At 67.5% G+C, this 16178-nt stretch carries 11 protein-coding genes and 1 tRNA gene; 2 read left to right on the forward strand and 10 right to left on the reverse strand.

Translation table 11 applies throughout. From position 1 onward, the window contains the following. Window position 1: 1 nt before the first annotated feature. On the reverse strand, window positions 2-2683 hold the full coding sequence (gene polA, locus ACEN2M_RS01095; protein ID WP_441646613.1) for a DNA polymerase I: 2682 nt from the start codon (window positions 2681-2683) through the stop codon (window positions 2-4). A 198-nt stretch (window positions 2684-2881) separates the two neighbouring features. On the opposite strand from polA, the gene ACEN2M_RS01100 reads away from it, so the two are divergent. Continuing rightward, window positions 2882-3235: a hotdog fold thioesterase gene (locus ACEN2M_RS01100; protein ID WP_441646614.1), complete on the forward strand. Its 354-nt coding sequence runs from the start codon at window positions 2882-2884 to the stop codon at window positions 3233-3235. 82 nt (window positions 3236-3317) lie between these two features. On the opposite strand, the gene ACEN2M_RS01105 is transcribed toward ACEN2M_RS01100, so the two are convergent. Continuing rightward, window positions 3318-3923 (reverse strand): ANTAR domain-containing response regulator, encoded by a 606-nt coding sequence (locus ACEN2M_RS01105; RefSeq protein WP_066595563.1) that lies wholly within the window; start codon window positions 3921-3923, stop codon window positions 3318-3320. Between the two features lie 38 nt (window positions 3924-3961). Between ACEN2M_RS01105 and ACEN2M_RS01110 the strand changes: the two genes are divergently transcribed. After that, a tRNA-Leu gene (locus ACEN2M_RS01110) sits at window positions 3962-4047 on the forward strand. A gap of 251 nt (window positions 4048-4298) precedes the next feature. Here ACEN2M_RS01110 and pyk read toward each other — a convergent pair. The 8 genes from pyk to ACEN2M_RS01150 all read right to left on the reverse strand — a co-directional run bounded on the left by pyk (window position 4299) and on the right by ACEN2M_RS01150 (window position 16148). Continuing rightward, on the reverse strand, window positions 4299-5744 hold the full coding sequence (gene pyk, locus ACEN2M_RS01115) for a pyruvate kinase (RefSeq protein WP_441646283.1): 1446 nt from the start codon (window positions 5742-5744) through the stop codon (window positions 4299-4301). A 90-nt stretch (window positions 5745-5834) separates the two neighbouring features. Next, the gene (locus ACEN2M_RS01120) at window positions 5835-7292 is read right to left on the reverse strand and encodes a glutamate synthase subunit beta (protein WP_441646284.1); all 1458 of its coding nucleotides are present in this window, start codon (window positions 7290-7292) and stop codon (window positions 5835-5837) included. Further along, window positions 7285-11862 (reverse strand): glutamate synthase large subunit, encoded by a 4578-nt coding sequence (gene gltB, locus ACEN2M_RS01125; protein WP_441646285.1) that lies wholly within the window; start codon window positions 11860-11862, stop codon window positions 7285-7287. The genes ACEN2M_RS01120 and gltB overlap by 8 nt, the downstream gene beginning before the upstream one ends. 116 nt (window positions 11863-11978) lie before the next feature. Beyond that, window positions 11979-12953: a prolipoprotein diacylglyceryl transferase gene (gene lgt, locus ACEN2M_RS01130; protein WP_441646286.1), complete on the reverse strand. Its 975-nt coding sequence runs from the start codon at window positions 12951-12953 to the stop codon at window positions 11979-11981. Window positions 12954-13075: 122 nt separating this feature from the next. Beyond that, the gene (gene trpA / locus ACEN2M_RS01135) at window positions 13076-13912 is read right to left on the reverse strand and encodes a tryptophan synthase subunit alpha (RefSeq protein WP_441646287.1); all 837 of its coding nucleotides are present in this window, start codon (window positions 13910-13912) and stop codon (window positions 13076-13078) included. Continuing rightward, window positions 13912-15138, reverse strand: a complete 1227-nt coding sequence (trpB, locus tag ACEN2M_RS01140) for a tryptophan synthase subunit beta (protein ID WP_441646288.1) — start codon at window positions 15136-15138, stop codon at window positions 13912-13914. Before trpB ends, trpA begins: the two co-directional genes overlap by 1 nt. Next, entirely contained in the window at window positions 15139-15921 is a 783-nt protein-coding gene (gene trpC / locus ACEN2M_RS01145) for an indole-3-glycerol phosphate synthase TrpC (RefSeq protein ID WP_441646289.1), read from the reverse strand. Between the two features lie 5 nt (window positions 15922-15926). After that, window positions 15927-16148, reverse strand: coding sequence for a DUF6704 family protein (locus ACEN2M_RS01150; RefSeq protein ID WP_441646290.1), 222 nt, complete (start codon window positions 16146-16148; stop codon window positions 15927-15929). Window positions 16149-16178 lie beyond the last annotated feature (30 nt).

The raw sequence follows: 16178 nt of genomic DNA on the forward strand, positions 1-16178 counted from the left end.
ATCAGTGCGCGGCGGCGTCCCAGTTCGCGCCGCGGCCCACCTGCACATCCAGCGGAACCAGGAGGTCGGCCGCGGTCGCCATCCGGTGGGTGACGACGGCGCGCAGCGCATCCCACTCCCCCGGCGCCACCTCGAAGATCAGTTCGTCGTGTACCTGGAGCATCATCCGGCTGGCCAGGTCCTGCTCGGCCAGGTCCGCGGCGATGTTGTTCATCGCGATCTTCATCAGGTCGGCGGCGGAACCCTGGATCGGGGCGTTCAACGCCGCCCGTTCGGCGTTGTCGCGCAGCACCCGGTTCGGGCTGTTCAGCTCGGGGAACGGCCGGCGCCGACCGAAGATGGTGGTGGTGTACCCGTCGAGTTTGGCCTGTTCGACCACCCGGCGCAGGTAGTCCCGCACGGCGCCGAACCTCGCGAAGTAGTCGGTGATGAGCTGCTTGGCCTCGCGGGATTCGATGCGCAGCTGCCTGGACAGCCCGAACGCGCTCAGACCGTAGGCCAGGCCGTACGACATGGCCTTGACCTTGTTGCGCATCTCGCTCGTCACGTCTTCGGGCGCGACCCCGAAGACCCGCGCGCCGACGAACCTGTGCAGGTCCTCTCCGGCGTTGAACGCCTCGATCAGGCCGGCGTCCTCGGACAGGTGCGCCATGATGCGCATCTCGATCTGCGAGTAGTCGGCCGTCAGCAGGCTCTCGCTGCCCGCCCCGGCGTGGAAGGCCGCGCGGATGCGGCGCCCCTCCTCGGTGCGCACCGGGATGTTCTGCAGGTTCGGATCGGTGGACGAGATCCGCCCGGTGGCCGTTCCGATCTGCACGTAGGTGGTGTGGATGCGGCCGGTTCCGTCGATCGCCCTGTCGAGAGTCTCCACGATCTGGCGCAGCTTGGTGGCGTCACGGTGCTTCAGGAGCAGGTCGAGGAAGGGGTGCGGGTTGCTGGCCTGCAGGTCGGCGAGGGCGCCGGCATCCGTGGTGAATCCAGTCTTGTTCGCCCGGGTGCGCGGCATCCCCAACTGGTCGAACAAGACCTCCTGCAGCTGCTTGGGTGAGCCGAGATTGACCTCCCGGCCGATCTGGGCGTATGCGCCCGCGGCCAGTTCGGCCGCGGTGTCGCCGAGCTCGAGCGACAGGGCAGCGAGCTCGTCGTGCGAGACGGCCACGCCGGCCAGTTCCATGTCGGCCAGGGTCATCAGGGTGGGCATTTCGAGGTCGGTCAGCACGGTGCGCGATCCCTCGTCGAGGAGTGCCACCAGGGTGGCGGCGAGGCGCACCGTGTACCAGGAATCGACGGCGACTCCGCCGGCCAGGCTCTCGTCCGGCACCAGCTGATTGGGGTCGGCCACGGGCAGGGTCTCGTCCAGGTACCGCTTGACCAGGTCGGCCAGGGTTTTGTCCGGCCCGCCCGGCCGCAACAGCCAGCCGGCAACCAGGGTGTCGATCGCGAGCCCGGCCAGCTTCAGGCCGGCCCTGGTGAGAGCCTTCACCTGCGGCTTGGCGTCGTGCATGACCTTGGGGGCGGGGCCGGCGAGCCAGTCCTCGAGCGGCCGGTAGTCGGCACGGTTCGGCTGCCAGGCCACGGTGGCGGTCTCGGTGGCTGTGGCCAGTCCGAAGCCGATCGGCATCCCGTCCAGCACCTCGACCGTCACGGAGAGCGCGGTTCCAGCCTCGGTCACCCGGTTCAGCCAGGTGGCGAGTTCTTCGTCGAGCAGCTCCCGCTGCACGGGTGCCTTCGCGGTCTCCGGCACCTCGGCGACCACCGTCGTGACGGCGGCGCTGCCGCTGCCGTCGCCGGTGACGGCTGTCCCGGTGCCGGTGCCGTTGGCGGCCTCGATCTTGATGACCCGCTCGAGCAGGGTGCGGAATTCCAGGCGCCCGAAGACGTCCCGCACGGCGTCCTCGTTGATGGGGGCGCGCACCAGGTCGCCCAGCTGCACGGGCAGGTCAAGATCGGTGACGAGGCGGTTGAGCCGGCGGTTGCGGATCGCGTTGTCCTTCTGCTCGCGCAGGTTGGCGCCGACGACACCGGTGATCTCGTCGGCGTGTTCGAGGATCGCGTCCAGGCTGCCGAACCGGTCCAGCCACTTCACGGCGGTCTTCTCGCCCACCTTGCTGATGCCGATCAGGTTGTCGCTGGTCTCGCCGACCAGCGCCGCGATGTCGGGGTACTGCTCGGGGGCGATGCCGTACTTCTCGCGCACCTTGGCCGGGTCGTAGCGGGTGAGCGCGGAGACGCCCTGACTGGCCGGGTAGAGCAGGGTGACGGTCTCGTTGACCAGTTGGATGGTGTCCCGGTCGCCGGACACGACGAACACGTCGTAGCCCTCGGCGGTGCCGCGCACCGACAGGGTGGCCAGGATGTCGTCTGCCTCGTAGTCGTCCTTGGTGAGCGTGGTGATGTTCATCGCGGCCAGGGCCTCCTGCAGCAGGGGCACCTGCCCCTTGAACTCGGACGGCGTGATCGCCCTGGTGCCCTTGTACTCCGGGTAGTCCCTGGTGCGGAAGGAGAACCTGGAGATGTCGAAGGCCACAGCGATGTGGCTCGGGTTCTCATTGCGCAGCAGGCTCAGCAGCATTGACAGGAAGCCGTGGATGGCGTTGGTGTGTTGCCCGTCCCTGGTCTGGAAACTGTCTATGGGCAGGGCATGAAATGCCCGGTAGGCCAGCGAGTGGCCATCGATGATCATCAGGGTAGGCTTTTTGGATTCCGACACAGTCCCAGCCTACAAGCCGCTTCCGGACGGGGCTGAGCCGAGAGCATTAGGGTGACCATGAGCGAGCACAGCCGGCCAGAACAGATCAGGCCAGAACAGATCAGGCCAGAGCACGACACCGACCACCTCGCCTGGACGAAGGCGCGCGGCGCCGGCGATCTCGCCGACAAGATGGGCATCGAATTCACCGAGTTCTCGCTCGACCGGGCGGTGGCGCGGATGCCCGTTGAGGGCAACACCCAGCCGGCGATGCTGCTGCACGGCGGCGCGTACGTGGTGATGGGCGAGTCGCTCGGTTCCATGTCGGCCAACCTGCACGCCGGTCCGGGAAAGATCGCCGTGGGCATCGAGATCAACGCCAGCCACACCGGCTCGGCCACGTCCGGTTATGTGACGGCGGTCTGCACGCCGATCCACCTGGGTCGAACCCTGACCACCCACGAGATCGTGGTCACCGACGATCGCGGCCGGCGCTGCTCCACCATCCGCATCACCAACCTGATCATGGACCAGCCGGCCGGCTGAGGGCGGCCGCGCACGCGAGGCGCAGGCACGAAAAAGCGGGCCCCTTCACGAGGGACCCGCTCTTTTCGTGACTGGGGGCAGGTTACTTCTTGGCGCTGAGCTGTTCGATGATCGCCTGGGCGACATCGTGCATGGTCAGGCGGCGGTCCATGGACGCCTTCTGGATCCAGCGGAACGCCTCCGGTTCGGTCAGGCCCATCTTCTCGTTGAGCAGGCCCTTGGCCCGGTCCACGAGCTTGCGGGTCTCGAACCGCTCGACCAGGTCGGCGACCTCGGCCTCGAGCGTGATGATCTGGCTGTAGCGGGAGAGAGCGATCTCGATCGCGGGCAGCAGGTCGTTCGGCGTGAACGGCTTCACCACGTAGGCAAGTGCGCCGGCCTCGCTCGCGCGCTCGACCAGTTCTTTCTGGCTGAACGCGGTGAGCAGCACGACGGGAGCGATGTGCGCCTTGGTGATGCGCTCGGCAGCGGAGATTCCGTCCAGGTGCGGCATCTTCACATCCATGATCACCAGGTCCGGCCGCAGCTCGGTGGCGAGGGCAACAGCGGTCTCGCCGTCGCCGGCCTCGCCGACCACCTCGAATCCGTTGTCGCGCAGAATCTCGACGATGTCGAGCCTGATGAGGGATTCATCCTCCGCTACGACGACGCGGCGGGGGGGTACTGGAGTTGTCTCTTGGTCGGTCACAGCCAAAAGCCTACGGTATTCTGGTGCAGGTGTTGTGAGCCGGTGTGGCGGAATGGCAGACGCGGAGCACTCAAAATGCTTTGTTCGCAAGGACGTGTGGGTTCGAGTCCCACCACCGGTACCACTTCACCGAATGCCCGTTGCCCGGTTTGACCGGAGGCGGGCATTCGGTGTTTCTGCCCGTCTGACGACCAGCACAGCAGCCTCAGCGCCCGCACGCGCTCGTCTCAGCGTGTGCGACCCTCGAACGCACTCCCCGGCAGCATCGGCCTGCACAGGCGCCCATCGACCGTGCACGGCCGCTCAGGGGCTACCGGCACGAGCAACGACAACAGCCCCGCGGATTTCTCCGCGGGGCTGTCATTGTGGTGCTGCTTACTGCTGGGCGTACGCCGGAGCGACACCGTTGTGGGCGTCACCGATGCGGTGAACCCGGATGTCGTTCGTGGAGCCGGCGATTCCGGGAGGGGAACCGGAGATCACAACGACCTTGTCGCCGATTTCTGCCAGGCCCTGGCCGAGCAGGATGTCGTCGACCTGACCGAACATCGAGTCGGTGTGGGTCACCCGGTCGACCAGGTACGTCTGCACGCCCCAGGTCAGCGCGAGACGACGACGGATGCTCGCCTCGGGGGTGAAGGCCAGCATCGGGATCGAGGACCGCAGCCGCGACATGCGACGCGCTGAGTCTCCGGACTCGGTGAAGATGCAGAGGTACTTGGCCTCGACGAACTCGGCGACCTCGATGGCGGCCAGCGTGATGGCGCCGCCCTGGGTGCGCGGCTTGTTGGTGAGCGGAGCGATCCGCTCCAGGCCGTGCTCCTCGGTGGAGGACACGATCCGGGCCATCGTCTGCACGGTGACCACCGGGTACTCACCGACGCTGGTTTCGCCGCTGAGCATGACCGCGTCAGCACCGTCGAGAACCGCGTTGGCGACGTCAGACGTCTCCGCGCGGGTCGGAACCGGGCTGTGGATCATCGACTCGAGCATCTGCGTCGCGACGATGACCGGCTTCGCCATGCGGCGGGCCAGCTCAACCGCGTGCTTCTGCACGATCGGAACGGCTTCGAGGGGAAGCTCGACGCCGAGGTCGCCACGGGCGACCATGATCGCGTCGAACGCGTCCACGATGCCCTCGAGGGCCTCAACGGCCTGCGGCTTCTCGATCTTGGCGATGACGGGAACCCTGCGGCCCTCTTCGGCCATGATCTCGTGCACCCGGTCGATGTCGGCCGCGTTGCGCACGAAGGACAGCGCGATGAGGTCGGTGCCGAGGCGCAGGCCCCAACGCAGGTCGGCCTCGTCCTTTTCGCTCAGCGCAGGAACGTTGACGGCAACGCCGGGCAGGTTGATGCCCTTGTTGTTCGACACCGGTCCGGCGACGATGACCTTCGTGGTCACGACGGTGCCGTCGGTTTCGACGACCTCGACCTTGACCTTGCCATCGTCGATCAGGAGGAAGTCCCCCTGCTTGACGTCGTTCGGCAGACCCTTGTAGGTCGTGCCGGACAGTTCCTTGGTGCCGAGGATGTCTTCGGTGGTGATCTTGAAGATGTCACCGACGGCGAGGTCGTACGGGCCGGCCACGAACTTTCCGAGGCGGATCTTCGGGCCCTGCAGGTCGACCATGACGGCAACGGCACGGCCGGAGTCGTTGGCGGCCTTGCGGATGTTGGCGTATACGCCCTCGTGCACGGTGTAGTCACCGTGGCTCAGGTTCATGCGGCAGACGTCTACGCCGGCGTCGATGATAGCCCGGATCTGTTCGTAGCTGGATGCTGCCGGCCCGAGGGTGGCGACGATTTTCGCGCGTCTCATACTGGTGGATCTCCGGTTTCCGCGCCGGTGTGGCGCATTGGTGCGTTCGGTTGGTTGGAGAGAATGGGCAGCGGAATTCAGTTCGTTCGCTCAGATGGCAAACGAATGATCCGTCGGCTTCACCGGGGCGGGCAGTTGAGTCTCGCCTTCGAGATACCGATCGACGGCTGCCGCGGCAGCGCGTCCTTCGGCGATCGCCCATACGATGAGCGACTGACCTCGGCCTGCATCTCCGGCAACGAAAACACCCTCGTGGCTGGTCTGGTAATCACTATCACGGACGACATTACTCCGGTCGTCGAGTGGAACGTGCAGCTCATGGGTCAGCTCGGCGCTGTCAGGGCCGGTGAATCCGAGTGCAAGTAACACCAGATCAGCGGGAATCTCGCGTTCGGTTCCCGCCTTGGGCACCCGTCGGCCGTCGAGATATTCGGTCTCGGCGACACGGATCGCCCGAACTTCGCCGGCCTCGTTGGCCAGGAATTCGATGGTGGAGGCAAGGTACTCGCGGGTGCCGCCCTCTTCGTGGGCGCTGGAGACTTCGAACAGGGTCGGCGACATCGGCCAGGGCTGGTGCTCCGGACGGCTGTCGCCCGGCTGCTTGCCGATGGCGAGGTTCGTCACCGACGAGGCCAACTGACGGTGCGCGGTCCCGATGCAGTCGGCACCGGTGTCGCCGCCGCCGAGGACGACGACGTGCTTGCCCTCAGCCAGGATCTGGTTGTCGACGGTGTCGCCGGCACCCACCTTGTTCTGCTGCACGAGGTATTCCATCGCGAAATGCACCCCGGGCAGGTCGCGGCCGGGGATCGGGAGGTCGCGGGGCACCATGGCGCCTGTCGCGATGATGACGGCGTCGTACCTGGCGCGCAGGTCGGCCCAGGTGATGTCCAGGCCGATGTTGACGCCGGCGCGGAACCGCGTGCCCTCAGCAGTCATCTGGGCGAGCCGCGCATCGAGGTGCTTCTTCTCCATCTTGAAGTCCGGGATGCCGTAGCGCAGCAGGCCGCCGATGCGGTCGTCACGTTCGAACACGGCCACGGTGTGGCCGGCCCTGGTGAGCTGCTGGGCGGCGGCGAGCCCGGCCGGGCCGGAGCCGACGACGGCGATGGTCTTGCCGGTCAGGCGGCCCGGGGGCTGCGGGGTGACCCAGCCCTCGGCGAACGCCTGGTCGATGATCGACACCTCGACCTGCTTGATGGTGACAGCGGGCTGGTTGATGCCGAGCACGCAGGCGGACTCGCAGGGCGCCGGGCAGAGCCGGCCGGTGAATTCGGGAAAGTTGTTCGTCGCGTGCAGGCGTTCGATGGCCGCACGGCCCTCGTCGCGCCAGGTGAGGTCGTTCCACTCCGGAATCAGGTTGCCCAACGGGCAGCCCTGGTGGCAGAACGGCACACCGCAGTCCATGCAGCGGCCGGCCTGGCGCTTGAGCACGGCGGAATCGCCGGCTTCATAGACCTCTTTCCAGTCCATGAGGCGGATGGAGACCGGACGACGAGCGGGAAGCTCCCGATCCGTGGTCTTCAGGAATCCCTTCGGGTCAGCCATTGGTTACCTCCAAAATGCGGTTCCAGACCACATCGCCGTCGGGGTCGAGCCCCTCGGCGACGGCGCTCTGCCTGGTCGCCAGGACGGCCGCGTAGTCACGCGGCAGCACCTTGACGAAGTTCTTCATTGTCGTGTCGCGGTCGGCAAGCAGCCGTGCGGCCAGAGCAGAATCGGTCTGCTCCAGGTGTTGTTCGAGCAGGTCGCCGACGATCTCGATGTCGGCGCTGCCCAGGGGCAGCAGCGTGAGTTCGCCGGACTCCAACGAGTCGCGGTTCACGAGCTCGGAGCGCAGCTTGTAGATGTAGGCGGTGCCGCCGGACATGCCGGCGCCGAGGTTACGGCCCGTCTCGCCGAGGATCACGGCGAGGCCACCTGTCATGTACTCGAGGGCGTGGTCGCCCACCCCCTCCACCACGGCGGTCGCGCCGGAGTTGCGCACCAGGAAGCGTTCGCCGACGATGCCGCGGATGAACATGCTGCCCAGGGTCGCACCGTAGCCGATGACGTTTCCGGCGATCACGTTCTCCTCGGCGGCGAACACGCTGGCACGGTCTGGGCGAACGATGATCTGGCCGCCGGAGAGTCCCTTGCCCACGTAGTCGTTGGAGTCGCCCTCGAGCCGCAGCGTGATGCCGCTGGGCAGGAACGCACCGAAGGACTGTCCAGCCGACCCGGTGAGGGTCACGTCGATCGACCCGGCCGGCAGGCCGTTCTCCCCGTGCCGCAGCGTCACCTCGTGGCCGAGCATGGTGCCGACGGCACGTTCGGTGTTGCGGATGGGCAACGCGATCGTGACCTGGCCGCCGTGCTCGAGCACGTTGGCACTCTGCCGGATGAGCTCGACGTCGAAGTGCTTGTCGAGTTCGTGTTCCTGCTCCCTGGCGGACCGGCGGGGTTCTCCGGCCGAGAAGTCCGGGCCGACCAGGATCGGCGAGAGGTTCAGCCCCGACGCCTTCCAGTGGTTGAGGGCGCCGTTGACGTTCAACAGTTCCTTGCGTCCTGTGGCCTCTTCCAGGCTCCGGAATCCGAGCTCGGCGAGGTACTCGCGTACCTCCTGGGCGATGAACTCGAAGAAGTTCACCACGTAGTCGGCCTTGCCGGAGAAGCGCTTCCGCAGCTCGGGGTTCTGGGTCGCGACGCCGACCGGGCAGGTGTCCAGGTGGCAGACGCGCATCATGATGCAGCCCTCGACGATGAGCGGGGCGGTCGCGAAACCGAACTCCTCGGCACCGAGCAGGGCGCCGATGACGACGTCCCGGCCGGTCTTGAGCTGGCCATCGACCTGCAGCACCACGCGGTCCCGCATGCCGTTGAGCATCAGGGTCTGCTGGGTCTCGGCGAGGCCGAGTTCCCAGGGTGTGCCGGCGTGCTTGAGCGAGTTGAGCGGGCTCGCGCCGGTGCCGCCGTCGTGCCCGGAGACCAGGATCACGTCGGAAAGCGCCTTGGCGACGCCGGCAGCGACGGCACCGATACCGGACTGGCTGACCAGCTTGGTGTGGATGCGCGCGGTCGGGTTGGCCCGTTTGAGGTCGAAGATCAGCTGTTTGAGGTCTTCGATCGAATAGATGTCGTGGTGCGGGGGCGGCGAGATCAGGCCGACACCGGCGGTGGCGTGCCGGGTGCGGGCCACCCACGGGTACACCTTGGTGGGCGGCAGCTGGCCGCCCTCCCCCGGCTTGGCGCCCTGGGCGAGCTTGATCTGGATGTCGTCGGCGTGGGTGAGGTACATGCTCGTGACGCCGAACCGGCCGGACGCGACCTGCTTCACGGCGCTGCGCCGTTCGGGGTCGAGCAGGCGGTCGAGGTCCTCGCCGCCCTCACCGGTGTTGGACTTGCCGCCCAGCCGGTTCATGGCGATGGCGAGGGTCTCGTGCGCCTCCTGCGAGATGGAGCCGTAGCTCATCGCGCCGGTGGAGAACTTCTTCACGATCGAGGCCACCGATTCGACCTCGTCGATCGGCACGGCCTTGCGTGCGCCGACGTTGAACGCGAACATGCCGCGGAGCGTCATCAGGCTCTCCGACTGGTCGTCGACGAGCTTGGTGTATTCCTTGAAGATGTCGTAGCGCCGGGTCCGGGTGGAGTGCTGCAGCCTGAAGATGGTCTCCGGGTTGAACAGGTGCGGGGAGCCGTCGCGGCGCCACTGGTATTCGCCACCCGTGGCGAGGCGTTCGTGCACGGTCACGGCGGCATCCTGCGGGTAGGCGCCGGCATACCGTTCGAGGTTCTCGGCCGCGATCACGTCGATGCCGACGCCGCCGAGCTTGCTGGTGGTGCCGGTGAAGTACTGATCGATGAATTGCTGGCTGAGTCCCACGGCTTCGAACGTCTGAGCGCCGGCGTAGGAGGACACCGTGGAGATGCCCATCTTGGACATGATCTTGAGCACGCCTTTGCCGAGCGCCTTGATCACGTTCTTCACGGCCTTTTCCGGCGTGACGGTGGTGATGAAGCCGCTGCGCACGAGGTCCTCACAGGTCTCCATGGCCAGGTACGGGTTCACCGCGCTCGCGCCGTACCCGATCAGCAGGGCCACGTGGTGCACCTCGCGCACGTCGCCGGCCTCGACCACGATGCCCACCTTGAGGCGGTTCTCGGTGCGGATGAGGTGGTGGTGCACGGCGGCGATCATCAAGAGCGACGGGATGGGCGCGAGGTCTTTGGAGCTGTCCCGGTCCGAGAGCACGATGAACAGGGCCCCGGCTTCGATGGCGGCGTCGACCTCGTGGCACATCTCCTCGATGCGGTTGGAGAGGGCGCTGGGGCCCTCGTCGAAGCGGTAGAGGCCACGGATGGTCGTGGTGGTGCGGCTGCCGGGCGACGTGTCGATGTGCTGGATCTTGGCGAGCTCATCGTTGTCGATCACCGGGAAGTCCAGCACGACCTGGCGGGCGTGTTCGGGACCGGTGGAAAGCAGGTTGAGTTCGGGACCGAGGCCGAGCTGGAGGCTGGTGACGACCTCTTCCCGGATCGAGTCCAGCGGCGGGTTGGTCACCTGGGCGAACTGCTGGGTGAAGTAGTCGAAGAGCAACCGCGGACGCTCGCTGAGCACCGCGATGGGCGTGTCGCTACCCATCGCTCCGAGCGGTTCCGCACCGTTGCGGGCCATCGGGGCGAGCAGGATGCGCACCTCTTCCTCGGTGTAACCGAAGGTGCGCTGGCGGCGCACCACGGATGCCGGCGGGTGCACGATGTGCTCGCGGTCCGGCAGGTCCTTGAGGTTGATACGGCCCGCGTCGAGCCAAGAACCCCAGGGCTCACTGGCGGCGAGCTCGCCCTTGACCTCTTCGTCCTCGATGATGCGGCCGGCCTCGGTGTCGACGAGGAACATCTTGCCCGGCTGCAGGCGGCCCTTGCGCACGACCCTGGCGGGGTCGACGTCGAGCACACCGATCTCGCTGGCGAGCACGACGAGCCCGTCGTCGGTGATCACGTAACGGCCAGGGCGCAGGCCGTTGCGGTCGAGAGTGGCTCCGACCAGCGTGCCGTCGGTGAAGACGATGGCGGCGGGGCCGTCCCACGGCTCCATCAGCATGGAGTGGTACTCGTAGAAGGCGCGGCGGTCCCGGTCGAGGTCGGGCTGGTTTTCCCAGGCCTCCGGCACCATCATCATGACGGCGTGCGGCAACGACCGGCCGGACAGGCTCAGCAGTTCGACGACCTCATCGAACGACGCGGAGTCGCTGGCACCGGGGGTGACGATCGGGAACAGCGGGTTCAGGTCGCCGAGCAGCTCGGATTCGAGCTGGGACTGGCGGGCGCGCATCCAGTTGCGGTTGCCCTGCACGGTGTTGATCTCGCCGTTGTGGGCGATCATCCTGAACGGCTGGGCGAGCGGCCAGGACGGGAAGGTGTTGGTGGAGTAGCGCGAGTGCACCAGCGCCAGCTTCGAGGTGAAACGTTCGTCGGAGAGGTCCGGGTAGAACGGCTCGAGCTGGAGGGTGGTGACCATGCCCTTGTAGACGATGGTGCGGCAGGACAGCGACGCGAAGTAGGTCTCCACCTCGCGTTCGGCGCGCTTGCGCAACCGCACAGCCTGGCGGTCCAGCTCGATGCCCGCCAGGGGCAGGCCGTCCTCGCCGGTGCGGCTGCTGGTGACGTACAGCTGCTGGATCGCCGGCATGGCGGCGCGGGCCAGGTTGCCGACCTCTTCGGGCCGCACCGGAACCTCGCGCCAGCCGAGCACACTGAGGCTCTCTTCCCTGGCGATGGTCTCGATGGCAGCCTTGACCGCACTGCGAGCGGTGGGCTCGGTGGGCAGGAAGACGTTGCCGACGGCATACCGGCCGGCATCGGGCAGCGCGAACGTCGCCACGGCGCGGAAGAAATCATCCGGGATCTGGGTGACAATCCCGGCGCCGTCGCCGGTGCCGGCGTCCGAGCCGACCGCGCCGCGGTGCTCGAGGTTGCGGAGTGCGTCGAGCGCCCGCGTGATGATGTCGTGCCCGGCTGTTCCCCTCAGGGTGGCGACCATGGCGAGGCCACAGGCGTCGCGCTCGTCGTGCGGGTTGTAGAGACCCTGACTTTCGGGAACACTACTGAACCGCGAGAAGAGTGGTTGCTGCGTCATTAGACCGTCCTCACAAAATGACTGGCAGGTGGGGACGACGTTGGCCCGCTGGAAGAGGAGATGCCGGCCGCCCGATATGTGGGGCGGAAACCGTGGACCGGGTGGGATGACCTCGGTTAGGGGCGGGAGTCGGTTGTGCTTGTGGCGTCGACGTCGCGTGATTCAACGGGTTGAGCAGCTTCATCGCCGTCATCGCCTCGCTCGGAATCGGTTTCACCAGATTCTACCTCAGGGTCGACCGGCTTCCACTCGCGCCCCGGCAGGTATGGGCTCAGTTCGCGTCCGGTGTGCCGCCGGCTCTGCACGAGGATGATGACCAGGCCCAGCACGATGGCCAGCAGCGCGGCCCACACATTGGTGCGCAGTCCGAAGAAGATCTCGCTCGGGTCGACGCGGATCGATTCGAACACGCTGCGGCCCACGCCGTACCAGATCAGGTAGACGCCGAACGCGGAGCCCCAGCGGAGTCTGAATTTGCGTTCCAGGATCAGGATCACGGCGACGCCGACCAGGTTCCAGACGATCTCGTACAGGAAGGTGGGGTGGAAGAGGGTGCCGGCGGGGAGGCCGACCGGGTAGGCGAGGTTGTCGGTCGAAATCTCCAGACCCCACGGCAGCGTGGTCGGCAGACCGAACAGTTCGTGGTTGAACCAGTTGCCCAGCCGTCCCATGGCCTGCGCGAGCAGCAGCCCCGGCGCCAGGGCGTCGGCGAAGGACCAGAACCGGATGCCGGCCAACCTGGTGCCGATGAACGCACCCACTGCCCCGCCGAGCAGGGCGCCGAAGATGGCGATGCCGCCCTTCCAGACCGCGAAGACGTCCCAGAGGTTCGCCCCGTCGTAGAAGTAGTCGTTGGGGTGCGTGAGCACGTGGAAGATCCGCGCTCCGACGATGCCGAGCGGCACGGCCCAGAGAATGATGTCCAGCACCACGCCCGGCTCGCCGCCGCGCTTGGTCAGACGCCGCGAGGTCATCGCGGTGGCCAGGAAGATACCGATCAGGATGCAGATCGCGTACGCGTGGATGCGGAACGGCCCCAGGTCGAAGTAGCTCCACTCAGGGCTCGGAATGCTCAGGGGAAACGACACCACAACAACCTTTCATCGTGACGCGTGCGTCACTTCGAGCCGGTCGGTCGACCGCCTCGGACAATTTACCCTATTGGGCGGAGCGAGTTTTTCGTGCGGATGGGTCAGCGACGGAACGGCTGACGCTAGACGGCGGCGCGGATGTCGCGGGCGCCGGCGGCCAGTTCCGCCGCGAGGGTCGCCACCGCGGCGACTCCCCCGTCGGCGAGTGCCTTCACCAGCGCTGACCCGACGATGGCGCCGTCGGCGTACTGCAGCACCTCACGCACCTGGGCGGGCGTGGAGATTCCCAGGCCCACGCAGGCGCTGCTGGAACCGGCCTCGCGCAGGCGGGTGACCAGCACCCGGGCTGCCGAGTCGACGTCGGAGCGGGCGCCGGTGATGCCCATGGTGGACACGGCGTAGACGAAGCCCCGGCTCTGGGTGACCGCCTGCACCAACCTTTCGTCGGAGGACGACGGGGCGGCCAGGAAGACCCGGTCCAGGCCCGCTCGTTCGCTGGCTTCCAGCCAGCTCTGCGCGTCGTCGGGGATGAGGTCCGGTGTGATCAGGCCGGCGCCGCCCGCGGCGGCCAGGTCGTCGGCGAATCGGTCAACGCCGTACTGCAGCACGGGGTTCCAATAGGTCATCATGAGCACCGGCGTGTCGACCTGCGCGGTGATCGCGGCGACGGCTTCGAAACCGTGCCGCAGCCGGAAGCCGTTGGCCAGGGCCTGCTGGGTGGCGGCCTGGATGACGGGGCCGTCCATGACGGGGTCGGAATAGGGCAGGCCGAGCTCGATGATGTCGACACCGCTCCTGGCGATCGCCACGGCGGCGTCGATGCTCTCGGTGAGGGTGGGGAAGCCGACCGGCAGGTAGCCGATCAGGGCGCCTCCGCCGGCGGCGCGGCGGGCGGCGATCGTCGCTTCGACGCTGCTGAGGATGTCACCGGTGCCGGTGCGGGTGGGGCTCGTGGTCATCACAGCTGCTGCGCTCCAGCGTCGAGAAGGTCGAAGTAGCGGCCGGCGGTTTCCATGTCCTTGTCGCCGCGGCCGCTGAGGTTGACGAGGATGATCGAGTCGGGTCCAAGTTTCTTGCCGAGCTCCAGCGTGCCGGCGAGGGCGTGGGCCGATTCGATGGCGGGGATGATCCCCTCGGTGCGGCTGAGCAGCCTGAGTGCGTCCATGGCCTCGGCGTCGGTGACGGGCAGGTAGGTGGCCCGGCCGATGCTGGACAACCAGGCGTGTTCAGGGCCGACACCGGGGTAGTCGAGGCCCGCGGAGATCGAGTGCGATTCGATGGTCTGGCCGTCTTCGTCCTGCAGCATCATGCTGCGGGCACCGTGCAGAACGCCGGGGCGTCCCTTGGTGAGGGTCGCGGCATGCCGCAGTCCCTCGGTCCCTTCCCCGCCGGCTTCGTAGCCGTACAGCGCCACCTCAGGGTCGTCGAGGAAGGCGTGGAAGATGCCCATGGCGTTGGAACCGCCTCCGACGCACGCGGTGACGGCATCGGGCAGTCGGCCGGTGAGGTCGAGCACCTGCTGCCTGGCCTCTTCGCCGATGATCTTCTGGAAGTCGCGCACCATGGCGGGGAACGGGTGCGGCCCTGCCACGGTGCCGAACACGTAGTTGGTGGTCTCCACGTTGGTGACCCAGTCGCGCATGGCGTCGTTGATGGCGTCCTTGAGGGTGCGGGAGCCCGTCTTCACCGAGACGACCTCTGCGCCGAGCAGGCGCATGCGGGCAACATTGAGCGCCTGCCGCTCGGTGTCCACCTCGCCCATGTAGACCACGCAGTCCAACCCGAAGAGTGCTGCGGCGGTGGCGGTGGCCACGCCGTGCTGACCGGCGCCGGTCTCGGCGATGACGCGCTTCTTGCCGATGCGCTTGGTGAGCAGCACCTGGCCGAGCACGTTGTTGAGTTTGTGCGAGCCGGTGTGGTTCAGGTCCTCACGCTTGAGGATGATGCGGGCGCCGCCGGCGTGCGCGGCGAACCGGGGCACCTCGGTGATGAGCGACGGCCGGCCGGTGTAGGTGCGGTGCAGCTCGGACAGTTCGGCCGCGAAGGCCGGGTCGGCCTTGGCCAGGGCATACTCGGCCGAGAGCTCGTCGAGAGCGGCCACCAGGGACTCGGGAACAAATCTGCCGCCGAAGTCGCCGAAGTAGGGCCCGGACTGGGCGCGGAGGGATTCGGTTGCGCTGGACATTTATACCGCCAGGAATTCGTTGAGGGTGAGAATGGGATCGCTGGTGACGAGGGCTTCACCGACCAGCACGACGTCGGCGCCCGCGGCGCGGTAGTGCGCCACGTCCGCGGAGGTCTTGACCGCCGACTCCGCCACGCGTACGACGCCGGCGGGGATGCGGTCGGCCAGGCTCGCGAAGAGGTTCTGGTCGAGTTCGAAGGTGCTCAGGTCCCTGGCGTTCACGCCGACCAAGTTGGCTCCGACGTCCAGGGCGCGGTCGACCTCATCGGCGCTGTGAGTCTCGACCAGCGGGGTCATGCCCAGCTCGAGCACCAGGGTGTGCAGGGCGCCCAGGGTGGCCTGGTCGAGGGCCGCGACGATGAGCAGCACGAGGTCGGCCCCGGCGGCACGGGCTTCGAGCACCTGGTACGCGGTGCCGATGAAGTCCTTGCGCAGCACGGGGATCGACACGGAGGCTCTGACCTGCTCGAGGTCGCTCAGGGACCCGAGGAACCGGCGGCCCTCGGTCAGCACGCTGATGGCGCTGGCGCCACCGAATTCGTAGGACACGGCCAGTGCGGCCGGGTCGGTGATCTCGGCGAGGGGGCCCCGGGACGGGCTGGCCCGCTTGACCTCGGCGATGATCTTCACCCGGTCGGCCGGCGCGAGGGCGTGCAAGGCGTCCAGGGCCGGCGCCTGAGCGAGCGCCTCGGCCTCGAGGGCGGCGAAGGGCCGGTCCAGCCGGCGGGTGTCGGCATCGGCTAGCGAGCCGGCGAGAAGTTCTGCCAGAAGGTCGGAGGGCACTTCAGTCAGTGGCTTCCGTCGACCGACGCCGCGCCGTAGCCCGCCTTGGCCATGATCCAGCCGGCGACGAGGCCGGCCAGGAGCAGGGCGGCGGACGCCCACACGAGCCAGACGACCTCGAAGAAGAACGCGACGGTGCCGATGCTGAATGCGATCAGCATGATGGTGACTGCGGTCCAGGCCGCGGTCGAGTGGCCGTGGCCGGGGTCTGCCGACTCGAAGCTCATGGTTCTCCTAAGGTCAAGGGGCGTGCTGGA

It is taken from the genome of Cryobacterium sp. W22_MBD10_FK3, assembly GCF_052113745.1.
Taxonomy (GTDB): Bacteria; Actinomycetota; Actinomycetes; order Actinomycetales; family Microbacteriaceae; genus Cryobacterium.

What these genes read in the sequence shown, in the direction of transcription:
- polA (WP_441646613.1), bottom strand. Translation starts at nt 2,683, where the DNA reads ATGATCATCGATGGCCACTCGCTGGCCTACCGGGCATTTCATGCCCTG.
- ACEN2M_RS01100 (WP_441646614.1), top strand. Translation starts at nt 2,882, where the DNA reads ATGGGCATCGAATTCACCGAGTTCTCGCTCGACCGGGCGGTGGCGCGG.
- pyk (WP_441646283.1), bottom strand. Translation starts at nt 5,744, where the DNA reads ATGAGACGCGCGAAAATCGTCGCCACCCTCGGGCCGGCAGCATCCAGC.
- ACEN2M_RS01120 (WP_441646284.1), bottom strand. Translation starts at nt 7,292, where the DNA reads ATGGCTGACCCGAAGGGATTCCTGAAGACCACGGATCGGGAGCTTCCC.
- gltB (WP_441646285.1), bottom strand. Translation starts at nt 11,862, where the DNA reads ATGACGCAGCAACCACTCTTCTCGCGGTTCAGTAGTGTTCCCGAAAGT.
- trpA (WP_441646287.1), bottom strand. Translation starts at nt 13,912, where the DNA reads ATGACCACGAGCCCCACCCGCACCGGCACCGGTGACATCCTCAGCAGC.
- trpB (WP_441646288.1), bottom strand. Translation starts at nt 15,138, where the DNA reads ATGTCCAGCGCAACCGAATCCCTCCGCGCCCAGTCCGGGCCCTACTTC.
- ACEN2M_RS01150 (WP_441646290.1), bottom strand. Translation starts at nt 16,148, where the DNA reads ATGAGCTTCGAGTCGGCAGACCCCGGCCACGGCCACTCGACCGCGGCC.